Origin of the sequence: Marinicella meishanensis, assembly GCF_019931145.1 — a bacterium.
GTDB lineage: Bacteria > Pseudomonadota > Gammaproteobacteria > Xanthomonadales > Marinicellaceae > Marinicella > Marinicella meishanensis.
The window spans coordinates 358,066-369,804 of sequence record NZ_JAIOUV010000004.1; the positions used below are offsets into that span (position 1 = coordinate 358,066).

The following is an 11,739-nucleotide window of genomic DNA, read 5'->3' on the forward strand; positions in this document are numbered from 1 at the left end:
AGGTGGGACGCTCAGTCGCTGTCGACGCGGTCGGCAAATAGCTTGGATTGCTTGATGCGCCATTTGGTCATCAGGTATTTGCCCAAGGTTTTGAGAATTTTCAAGCCGTAGATGCTGCTGTCTTTGAAACTGATGCTGGACGCTTCAGCAAAATAGCGCACCGGCATGGGGGCATCACCCAGCTTGAAGCCGTGGTACACCGCTTGGGTGATCAACTCGGCATCAAAGGAAAAATCATCAGAATTGTTTTCAAACGGGATTTTTTCCAACACCCGGCGGTGATAAACCCGGAACCCAGAGTGGCCCTCGGCCAGGTTTTGGCCCAAGATCACATTCATCATCAAGGTCAGCATGCGGTTGCTGAAATATTTATAAAAAGGCATGCCGCCGCGCAGCGCCTCTTGCCGCGTGCGGATTCGAGCACCCAACATGAAGTCGCAGACCCCGTGATCAATGAAACCGGTGAAAAATGGAATCAAGCTGGCATCGTATTGGTTGTCCGGATGCAACATCACAATGATGTCGGCACCCGCCCGCAATGCTTCCTGATAGCAGAGCTTTTGGTTGCCACCATAGCCCTTGTTGCTTTCGTGTTCAAACACACTGATGCCCAACGATTTGGCCAGCGCCACCGTGCCATCCTGAGAACAATCATCGACCAGAATCAACTCATCATAACAACCAGCAGGGATCGACGCCAAGGTCTCTTCCAGGGTCTTTTCGGCGTTGTAAGCCGGCATGATGATGACTACTTTTTGTGTCTGATTGTCCATACGGTTGCCAATAATGTGAGCAAACTGAGCAACCAGCCCAGGGTGAAACTCAAGGGATGGTAACTGAATTCAATGCGGTGGTCTCCAGGCGGTATTTTAATGGCTTGCAACAAAGAATTGGCAGCAAATATCTCAGTTTCTTCACCATTGATGGTCGCGACCCATCCCGGGTAATGGCTTTGTGACAACACCAGCCAGCCAGCTTGGCTGGTTTGGACTTGCATGGCCAGGCGGTTGGCGGTGGTGGTCAAGTGCTCGATTGCGGCCGGCTCGGCGGCCTCAACCAAGGCAGGCAAGCCATGCTCTTGGGCCTCTGCTTCAATCACCACCACCTCGCGCAAAGCCGCCGCCAATTCGATCACCCGATCCAAGGCAGCGGCCGCCGAGCCCACGTATTCAGCCTGCTGGAACAGGCGCGCGTGACCCATGGCCTGCTGGTTCTCATAAATCAGGATTTCGCCTTCATAGACCAGCTCCAGGCCATCAACCAATGGGCTCAAGGGTCTTTTGGCCAGCAAATAGCGGGCGTTCATGAGGTTCAAATATGGCAAGATCTCGGCGTCATAGTGTGGCAAGTTGTAGACCCAAAAGGCATCTTGGCCCCGCAGTGCTCGGTTGAAGAAATGGTGGTAACGATCGATCACTGGCACGTCATAACCGCGCACATCGCGAAGTTGTGCCAACATGTTGGTGCTGGGCCGCAAGATGCCGTGATACCCGACTGTGCGGAACGGCTCGGTTTGCTGTTGCAAGAAGGCCAACGAACCAGGGGTTGCCACCGGCATCGCAAGGGCCGGCTCGATGGCCGGGTTCCAATCGCTGCCCAGTCGCCAAACATCGGCATACAGCACCGCCACCAATACCCCGGCCAACAACCATCGCGGCAGCCATGGGGTCAACCACAACCACAAGCACACCAACAACCACACCAAAGCCACCCACGGCAAATAAGTCTTGGCCGCGGCCAACATGGCACTGGTGTCCTGGGCGTAGCGGGCCAAATCTCCGGGCGTCCACAACCACCACACAGCCAACCAGATCAGCGCCAACAGCACAGCGATCCACATCAACAGTCGCCGGTGTTTGGGGTCTTGCTGAGTCAACACGTGATGCAGACCCACCGCCGCCAACACACAGGTGGCAAACACCGCCAAAATATTGAAATAAAACAGCGGCAAATGGTTGAACAAAGGCAGGCTTTTGATCAGGCCATTGAAGGGTTGTACGGTGAAGGCAATGGCCAAGGACAAACCGCCAAGCAACAGCCAGGGCCAAGTGGTTTTGATACTGTGCAGCACCGCAAAAAGCAACAAAGGCACAGCCACCAAACCAACATAAGCGCTGAAGGCATGGAAGCCGATGCCACCGGGATCCCAACCGGCCGCGCGAAAAAAGTCGCCGTGGATGAGGTTGAACAAGCCTGCGGTCGGGATGCTGAATTGCACCGCATCGCCGCGCTCGGTCCAGATCGCTGTGTGAAACAAAAATTCTATGAACGGCACGATCAAAATCGCCGCCAACAACAGGGCCCACAAATGCACTGCCAGAAAACGCCACAAAGCCAGCCAACTGATTTGACCCAACTGCCACAAGCGCAACACATAATACAAACCACAGCCCAGGGCAGTCAGAAAGGCGATTTCAACGTGACCGGCCAACAAAGTCAGTGCCACCAACAGCGCATACCAAGCCATGCGCTGGCGATCCGGTTGCGACAACAAGCGCTCCACCAGGTAAAAACTCAAGGGGATCAATGGGGTGACATTGGTGTGGGGGTGGTTGAGCCAGAACACCGTGAAGGTACAAAATCCAAAAGCCACGCCCCCCAACAAACAGGCCCCGTGCGACAGTCCCAACCGCCGCAAAAACAGGTGCATGAACATGCCACCCATGAACAGCTTCAACCAACTGCTGATGGTGAAGCCCCAAGGCCCATCAAACAGGTAATGGAAGCCGTTCAGTGGATACAACAAAGCCGATTGGGTGTTGGCCCACAGTGGGTTGCCGGCAAAAATATAGGGGTTCCACAAGGGAAAAGTCCCTGCCGCAAATTGCCTTTTGGCCTCCATGAAAAACGGCCAAAATTCCGTGCTTTGGTCCTGTAAAAAAGGGTTGCCCGGGGCCGCCAAGTGCGCCGGTTTCACCGCATCCCAAGGACTGACAAAATGCAGGAAGTCGGTCTGGGTGATGATTTTGCCTTGCAACAGCGGATAACAAAACAAGGTCACCAACACGGCATACAGCAACATCACCAACAGCCATTGTTGGGTTGCGGTCAGTCGGTGTTTGGCAGGTTCTGTCATGGCATCATTGCGGCAAGGTGTTGAAATCAATGGCGGTGGGGTCATTGGCGCGGTAATCCACCTGCCAACTCACGGGCCCCGCGCCACAGTCGGCACAATGATACACCCGATTGACGGCGTTTTGCACCACCGGTTTTTGCACCTGGCCATTGGCTTTTACGGCATCAACCGCAAAGCGCATCTGGGTTGGCATCAAATGTGAAATCACCAAATAAGGGGCATTGGTGGTGGCAATCGTTTGGGTCTCGGCGGTCACTTCACCGGCCGCCATGTTGGTCCTTGGCGGGTGCACATAGTCATCGAATGGCACCAGTGTCACCGCCGTTTGTGGTGCATGGTTTTGATGACCCGTGGTCAGCCCCCATGAAGGGGTCACCCATTGCTCCGGCCCGCGCGACAAGCGGTCCCAGAAAGACTTGTGCATGATGAACACGGCTTGGTCATGATCCTTTTTCACCCCGCCCAATTGCAATTGCTGTTGGGGGCAGAAAAAATGCACCAAGGCGCCACCGGTCATTTCCAACACCGCGGCATAGGGTCCATTGACCACCGAATTTTGTCCACAAAACAGGGTCGACAAATCATGGGAATCTTGCAGGGTGATGGCATCCAAGGTGTTGTGACTTTGCCACCAATCGGGTGCCGGTTGCTCAATGACATTCATCACCGAGCCGAGGTTGATCTGCTGGTTTGTGCTGGCTTGATGAAACGCCACCATCGGCCCGATACCGAGCAGCAACAAAGCCACGGTGAACACCCCCAACAACGGTCGATAGGCCGCCACCAGCGCGTGCAAGCTCAAGGCCATCAGGCCAGCCAACAATGGCGTCAGGGTCAACAACATATAAAACGGGGTGAACGAGCGCAAGCTGGTCACCAGCACCACACCCAGCAGCAAACCGACCAACAAGCCACCGAACCAGCGGCGGTGGGTGGGCTTGAAATACAAGCGCCACAAGCCCATCAATAGGCCCAGGACCACCAACCCATACAAGCCAGTCATCCATTGGCCCAGCCCCGGTTTGTGCACCACCACAAACTGCACAATTCGCTGTGGACCGGTGACCAGCAGTGAATACACGGTCAACCACAGCCGCTGCCACCAGGCTGGTTGTTCAATGGCCCCGCCGGTGGCCTTGAGCTGATCGGCGGTCGCTTCACGTTGGCTCAGTCGTTGCCAGTCAGGAAATTGATGCAGCAGCTGATCCACCAAGTAAGGCAACAACGGCAACAGAAACAATAAACCGGCGACCCAGTAGGCCCGCCAGGTCAAAGCCGCGTGTCGATACCAAATCACTGGCCCACCAAACACCATCAACACCAAAAAACTGGGGTGGGCATGGAAGCCAAGGCCCGCCACCAAGGCGGCGCAATACCAATGTGACAAACGTCCGGATTGCACAAAGCGTAACAGCAACAGCAACCACAACAAGGTCAATGTTTCCAACAGGTTGAAATGACTGATGAACACCTGATTGATCACTTGCCAGCCAGGCAACAACAGCAGCATGGCCCACAACAAACCCAAACGACGATCAATCAATTCGCTGCCCAAGCGATAAGCCAGATAATATTTCAAACCGGCGGCCAAACCCACCCACCAGGCCACCACCAGCAAAGAACCGGTCAGGCTGGGCAAAGCCAAGAAATAAAACCAAATGGGGCCGGTGTGAAAAAATCCGCCAATGTCAGGTCCCAGGCTGGGAAAGGCTTGCCAACGGGCGATGTCGGTGGCTTTGTACAGGTCCCTGGCGGTGTCCATCAACACCACCGACTGGCTGTAGCTGAAGGCAAACACCAAGGTCACCAGCACCACCATGGCCAGCGGCAACCAGTCAGCCCATGGTCGTCGTGACTGGTCTGCGGTCATCCCTGTTGGTAGATGGTGACCCGCGCGCCGTTGGGGTCACGCAAATGCAAATAGGTCGAGCCCCAGTCGCGTTTGATGGGCCGGCCGGTCAGGTACTCTGCCGGTAATTGCAGCATGTAATCGGCCAAGGATGGCACCGCAAACTGGATGCTGAAGGCCGAATAGTCATGAATTTCTTTGCACTGAAACACCTCCAAAAACACCCGCTGCTGCAAAGTCCGAAAACCCAAAATGGTGCCATGCACCTCACCATTCTGCCAAGTGTCCACCACTTCGGCCTGCAACACCTTCTGAAAATACAGCACGGTCTTGTCATACAACGGGGTTTTGATTTGTAATTTCAGGGATTGTAGGTTCATGGTTTGTCGTCAGCTCCATGGTGAGTCATTTGTCCAAAAAGCCAAGTCAGTATGACAAACATCATCAGCTCAAGTCAAATTATTCGCCGCAATCTAAGCCCTTTGCGAGTTGCTCTTCGGTTTTGGCCAAGTTCGTTTTTGCTTGTTGATACGCAGTGTTGTCTTCTTCAACGGTATCAAAATAGGGCAATGATTGATTCAAATAAGTTTTTGCCTCACACCATTGGTTTTGCAACATTTTCGACAAGCCCATGTTGGCCAATGCTCGGGCCATGGTGTAATTAGTTTTAGATTCTTTGTTTTTGATCTTTTCTTCAAAATAAGTGATGGTTTCACTCAATGCCGATTCTGCCTTGTCAAATTGTCCATCCATAACCAGCGCTCGGGTGTAATTCATGCGCATAAAATGAAATTGACGGCTGTCCGCTCCACGGGTTTTTTTGATGTGAGGGATCACCCTGTCGTAATACACCAAGGCCTTGGTTGCATCTTGCAAATTATCCAAATATGAGTTAGCCAAGTTGTATTCCAATATAGCGATTTTTTTGGGGTTGTTGGTGTAGTGATTTTTTTCCAGTTCGATGCCCATGATATAGTGTTCAACTGCTGTTTCATGCTGCTGTAATCCTGTGTAGGCAGCTGCCAGCAAGTTTTCCAATTGCACCCGCTTTGGAAAATACTCTCCATATACTTGTCGATATATCCCTTCTGCTAGCAAAGCAAATTTAAGGGCATTTTCTGCATCGTACATATGGAAGGCAGAAAGATATGCCATTTGGTATTTGGTGTGCCCAACAGTAAGGTGGTTGTGTCCGAGTATCTGTTCTTGTATTTCAACGGCTTCGTTGAGCATCGCCATCTTCTTTTCTGAATGATCAAAATGATAAAACAATGTGGAAATTTTTTGTAGCCAGCTGGCATATTCTACTGTCCCTTCTCCATGTTGTAACTCTGCCATGACTAACAAATCGTTGATGATGGTATCGACTTCTTCAAACAGTTCTAAAGATTTTAAGACATGAGCCAAGCGGTATTTGATCTCAAGCAATTCGATTTCAGAATAATGATCGTTATTTGTGAGCGCCTCTTGCATCATATCAGCCACAGTTTGGCGTGCATCCCGACCTCGGTCATCAATCAAAATGTCGGCTTCCAAAAGCATTTTTTTGAACTCCGTTTCAGGCCCCAGCAGCTCATCAATACCTTGTAAAATCGCCTTGGCTTTGGTCACTTCACCCAAATTGAAATAGACTTGAGCAATCACCGTTTTCAATTTATTGATGACCTCATCACCCAACAGGCTCTCTTGCAATTGATATTCCGCCATTTTGAGGATTTCACCTGCCGATAATGCCTTGCCTTTGGCTTGCTCTGGATCGGCTGATTCAAAAGTCTGTACCAAAAAGTCAGTCACCGCTTCGGCGGTTTGTTTTTCAACCAAAGCTTTGTCACGCTCTTGCGCGATCAAAACCGATTGCTGTCGGAACATCAGCGCCGAGGCCACCAACACCAGCACCAAGGTGGTCATGGCGGTGATTGGGAACCAATGACGGCGCAGGTGTTTTTTGAATCGGTAGAGCACCTGATCTTTCTTGATTTGCAATGGCTGATGGCGCAACAAGCGGTGCACGTCCTCGGCCATCTCGGCCACCGATTGGTAGCGTTCGCTGGGGGCTTTTTTCAGGGCATGAAAAATGATCGCATCCAGGTCACTGCTGACTTGGCTGGGCTTGATCGCAGCTGGCCGCTCAGCCAATTGTTGCAACCGGCGACTGGGGTTGATCGGCAGGCGCTGATTGATGATCGATTCAATCTCACCCCAGGTTTTGTCGGCCAAGTCAAACGCGTCTTCGCCGGTGACCAGTTTGTACAACAACAGACCCAACAAATAGACATCGCAGGCCACGGTGATCGGTTCGCCATTGATTTGCTCTGGGGCTGAATACTGCGGGGTCAAGGCGGTCAAGCCCTCGATGGTTTGCCACACATCCTGGGTGCCTGGTAATACTTTCAACGGTTTGGCGATGCCAAAATCAAGCAACTTGGCATCGCCATCGTCATTGACCATGATGTTCGACGGTTTCAAATCGCGGTGCACCACCAGGTTTTTGTGCGCATGGCCCACCGCCTCACAAACTTGTAAAAACAAATTCAGCCGTTGTTGTAGGTCCAAATTGTGTTCCGCACAATGCACATCCAAGGCCACGCCATCGATGTATTCCATGGCATAAAACGGCACCCCACCCTCGATACCGGCGTCGATCAAACGGGCGATGTTGGGGTGTTCCAAGCCCGCCAGGATTTGGCGTTCGGTTTCAAATCGGTTCAAGGTTTGCGGGTTCATGCTTTGTCGCGACAAGACCTTCAGTGCCACCATTTGGGTCACTTGGTCTTGGCGTTCTGCCAAATACACCTCACCCATACCACCACTGCCCAACAAGCGCTGGATTTTGAATTTGGAAAACATGTCCCCGGCTTGTAGTTGGTCACGTTCAGCCACCACCGCCATGGCCGATTGTTCAGGGGTCAGGGTCAGCCCTGAGATGGACTGGTTGGCTGCCATCAACTCGCGCAAGGCCTGTTGCAGAATGGGGTCTTGGGTCAACGTCTCGATGCGGTGATCGATCTGCGCCGGTGCCACTTCCAGCAGTTCAATGACCCAGGCTTTGATTTGTTGCCATTGGTCTTGGCTGATTGCATGCTGATCCATGATTGACTTCTTTTGGCGTGTTGTTCAGGTGATGGTTGGCTTCACTCCACGGTAACGGATTTGGCCAGGTTTCTGGGTTGGTCGACGTCGGTCCCACGCAGCACCGCCACGTGGTAGGACAACAGCTGCAGGGGCACATTGAAGACGATGGGCGAGGTGAAGCTGCCGCTGGCTTCCAGTTCGATCAGATGGTTGACCCGGTCTTTTAAGCCATGCTGACTTTTGTGATCAACAAAGGCAAACAGTTCGCCACCTCGGGCCCGCACCTCTTCGATGTTGGACTCCAGTTTTTCCAGCAGTTCGTCATTGGGACACACCGCGATCACCGGCATTTTTTCATCAACCAAGGCCAAGGGGCCGTGTTTCAACTCGCCCGCTGGATACCCTTCGGCATGGATGTAGGAAATTTCCTTCAATTTCAAGGCCCCTTCCAAAGCAATCGGGTAGTGCACCCCACGACCCAAGAACAAGGCGTTGTCGCGTTGCACGATTTTTTCGGCCATGACTTTGATTTGGTCGTCCAACAGCAGCGATTGGTTGATGATGCCCGGCAAGGTGATCAACTGTTCGGCCAGGTTTTTGCGCACCGCCTCATCGACCTGTTTGATTTCTGCCAATTTCAAGGTCAACAAGGCCAACACCGTCAACTGGGTGGTCAGGGCTTTGGTCGAGGCCACACCAATCTCGGGGCCGGCGTGGGTCAAGATGCAATGTTCGGTTTCCCGGTCCAAACTCGAATTGGCGACGTTGCACACGGCAAAAGTGGACAGGTAATTGGCGGTCTTGGCAAAGCGCAAGGCGGCCAGCGAATCGGCCGTTTCACCGGATTGTGAGATGGTCAGGAACAAGGTGTTCTGCGGCACCACCGGTTTGCGGTAACGGTATTCACTGGCAATCTCCACCTGGGTCGGGATTTGGGTGATGGCTTCCAGCCAATAACGCGCCACCAATCCGGCATGGTAGGAGGTGCCGCAAGCGATGATGTGGATGTTGTCCACCTGCTGCAGAATGGCGGTGGCCGCTTCGTTGATGAAATACGGTGAAATCCGGCCGTTGTACAAGCGCTCGGCAATGGTGTTGGCCACGGCCGTGGGTTGTTCGTGAATCTCTTTCAGCATGTAGTGGGCATAGCCGTCTTTGGTCAATGCTTCTGATGACAAAGTGACGGTTTTCAATTCCCGTTCGACCGGCTGCCCTGCGGCATCGAATATGTGACAGGAATCCTGGGTGATCTCCACCACATCACCGTCTTCCAGGTAATGAAATTGGTTGGTTTCATTGATCAAGGCCTGGACATCGGAAGCGACGAAGTTTTCCCCGTCGCCCAAACCCACCACCAAGGGGCTGCCTTTGCGGGCGGCGATGATGCGGTTGGGATCGGACATGCAGGTGATGGCCACCGCATAAGCCCCTTCCAATTGGCCAATGGCCTGATGACTGGCGGCCGAAAAACCCATGCCTTGGGCTTGGTAATGGTGGATCAAGTGGACCAAAGTTTCGGTGTCGGTGGCCGACTTGAAGGCATAGCCGGCAGCGATCAGTTGTTCCCGCAAGGGCCGGTAATTTTCAATGATGCCATTGTGCACCACGGCAATCGCGTTGTTCGAATCATGCGGGTGGGCGTTGGCCGATGTCGGTTCACCGTGGGTCGCCCAGCGGGTGTGACCGATACCCACATGTCCGGCCACCGGATGGGCGGCCAGCTCTTGTTTCAGTTGGCTCAGTTTGCCGGCTTGTTTGCGGATGGCGATGTGATCGCCCTCAATGATGGCAATACCGGCCGAATCATAGCCCCGATACTCTAGGGTCTGCAGGCCATTGACGATGACCTCAACCACATTCCTGTTGGCACTGACTGCAACGATTCCACACATGTTATTTCTGTTCCGGTTTGGTCCAGCCCTCGACCGATTTCTGGCGGCTTCTGGACAAAGTCAATTGGTCATCGGGGGTGTCTTTGGTGATGGTTGATCCGGCCCCGATGGTGGCATTTTTGCCCACCGTCACCGGCGCCACCAACTGGGTGTCTGAGCCAATGAACGCCCCGTCTTTGATGGTGGTGGTGAATTTATTCACCCCATCGTAATTACACGTGATGGTGCCGGCCCCGATGTTCACCGCCGCACCAATCTCGGCATCACCCAAGTATGTCAGGTGACTGGCTTTGCTGTTTCGACCCATGTGGGTCTTTTTGGTTTCCACAAAATTGCCCACTTTACAACCTGCGGACAACTCCGTCCCAGGGCGCAAACGTGCATACGGTCCAATGTGACACGGTCCGGTGGTCACCACCCCGTCCAGCATGGAATGGGGTGCCACCACCGTGCCGGCGGCCAAACGCGAATCTTTGATCACACAATGCGCACCGATGTGCACGTCTTCACCAAACTCACAGTCGCCCTCAAGCAACACCCCTTTGTCGATCATCACATCGGCCCCACAATATACGGTGCCCCGCACATCCACGGATTCAGGACGCAGCAAGCGCACGCCTTGATGCATCAGTTGTTGACGAATTCGCTGTTGTAACAGGTCTTCCAGTTCGGCCAGTTGGGCCATGTCATTGGCCCCCTTCACGACTTCGGCATCAACCACCACCGCGGCTTGAAACGGCTGGCCTTCGGCCGCGGCCAAACCGATCACATCGGTCAGGTAATATTCATGTTGCTGGTTGTCGTTGGACAACTGGCCCAGCCAGTGTTTGAGTGCTTTGGCTGGCGCCTGGATGATGCCTGAATTGACTTCCTGAATGGCCAGCACCGATTCATTGGCATCCTTGTGTTCGACGATGGCGGCGATGTGCTCGCCTTCACGGATGATGCGGCCGTAACCCGTGGCATCGGCCAACACCGCAGTCAAGACAAACTGCTGGTCCCGCCAAGGCAACAAATCAGCCACTTGCACCAGGGGGGCATCGCCATACAACACCAACACGTCCTCATCGTCTTGAAAAAAAGTCGCGGCTTGTTGGACCGCATGGCCGGTACCCAGTTGTTCTTTTTGTTCGGCCCAATTCACCGGCCAATCCTGGCCGTGTTGAATCAATTGTTCGGCCTGGTGCCCGAAGACCACGGTGATTTGGGCCGGCTCCAATGCCTGGGCCAAATCCAGCACATGATCAATCATGGCCCGCCCTGCCACTTCATGCAACACTTTGAGCTTTTGTGAATGCATCCGCGTGCCGGCCCCCGCCGCCAGGATCACCACATGCAAAGGGCGACTCATGCGGGGCTCCGTTGGGTCTTGGTTTGGGTATGGCTTGGGTGTCTGTTGATGATCAAGGCCAGCGCCTCATGCTGCAAAAGCAGTCATTATAATTCATCTGACCCTGAAGCCAAAACCCCGATGCCAGGCACCGGGGTTTTTCTGGGTTGATGCCCGCTGCTTAGCGGCTGGATTTTACCGCGGTCGCTGGCGGTATTCTTGCAGCACCACTTCGGTCAGATCCAATTGTTGATCGGCCTGATGTTGGTTCAACACGCGTTTTTTGGCTTGGGTGTTCAACCGCTCATAGTAGCGGTAGGTGCTGGGTTTGTGGTCCTTGATGTAGGCCGTTAACTGTTCCAAAGAATCAAAGTTCAGGGTCTGATTCATGGCAAACAAATTGCTTTCGGGGTAATCCTGAGCTGCGGCTGGTAGCAACACCGCCAACATCAACAACATCATTAGGGTCTGTTTCATGTTCACTCCTCTTGGGTTAATCAATCTGCACAGCGGTCCCCGA

General features: G+C 53.4%; 8 protein-coding genes. All 8 read right to left on the bottom strand.

All coding sequences use genetic code 11. From position 1 onward, the window contains the following. Nucleotides 1-11 precede the first annotated feature (11 nt). The 8 genes from K7G70_RS08870 to K7G70_RS08905 all read right to left on the bottom strand — a co-directional run bounded on the left by K7G70_RS08870 (nt 12) and on the right by K7G70_RS08905 (nt 11,696). Nucleotides 12-773, bottom strand: a complete 762-nt coding sequence (locus K7G70_RS08870) for a glycosyltransferase family 2 protein (protein ID WP_223788268.1) — start codon at nt 771-773, stop codon at nt 12-14. Next, nucleotides 749-3,076 (bottom strand): YfhO family protein, encoded by a 2,328-nt coding sequence (locus tag K7G70_RS08875; protein WP_223788269.1) that lies wholly within the window; start codon nt 3,074-3,076, stop codon nt 749-751. Before K7G70_RS08875 ends, K7G70_RS08870 begins: the two co-directional genes overlap by 25 nt. 4 nt (nt 3,077-3,080) lie before the next feature. After that, the gene (locus K7G70_RS08880; protein WP_223788270.1) at nt 3,081-4,946 is read right to left on the bottom strand and encodes a hypothetical protein; all 1,866 of its coding nucleotides are present in this window, start codon (nt 4,944-4,946) and stop codon (nt 3,081-3,083) included. After that, nucleotides 4,943-5,305, bottom strand: a complete 363-nt coding sequence (locus K7G70_RS08885) for a VOC family protein (protein ID WP_223788271.1) — start codon at nt 5,303-5,305, stop codon at nt 4,943-4,945. The genes K7G70_RS08880 and K7G70_RS08885 overlap by 4 nt, the downstream gene beginning before the upstream one ends. Before the next feature lie 79 nt (nt 5,306-5,384). Then, nucleotides 5,385-8,015: a serine/threonine-protein kinase gene (locus K7G70_RS08890; protein WP_223788272.1), complete on the bottom strand. Its 2,631-nt coding sequence runs from the start codon at nt 8,013-8,015 to the stop codon at nt 5,385-5,387. Between the two features lie 41 nt (nt 8,016-8,056). After that, the gene (gene glmS / locus K7G70_RS08895; RefSeq protein ID WP_223788273.1) at nt 8,057-9,889 is read right to left on the bottom strand and encodes a glutamine--fructose-6-phosphate transaminase (isomerizing); all 1,833 of its coding nucleotides are present in this window, start codon (nt 9,887-9,889) and stop codon (nt 8,057-8,059) included. Between the two features lies 1 nt (nt 9,890). Beyond that, nucleotides 9,891-11,240: a bifunctional UDP-N-acetylglucosamine diphosphorylase/glucosamine-1-phosphate N-acetyltransferase GlmU gene (gene glmU / locus K7G70_RS08900; RefSeq protein WP_223788274.1), complete on the bottom strand. Its 1,350-nt coding sequence runs from the start codon at nt 11,238-11,240 to the stop codon at nt 9,891-9,893. 174 nt (nt 11,241-11,414) lie between these two features. Next, complete coding sequence (locus K7G70_RS08905) at nt 11,415-11,696, bottom strand: hypothetical protein (protein ID WP_223788275.1); 282 nt, start codon at nt 11,694-11,696, stop codon at nt 11,415-11,417. Nucleotides 11,697-11,739 lie beyond the last annotated feature (43 nt).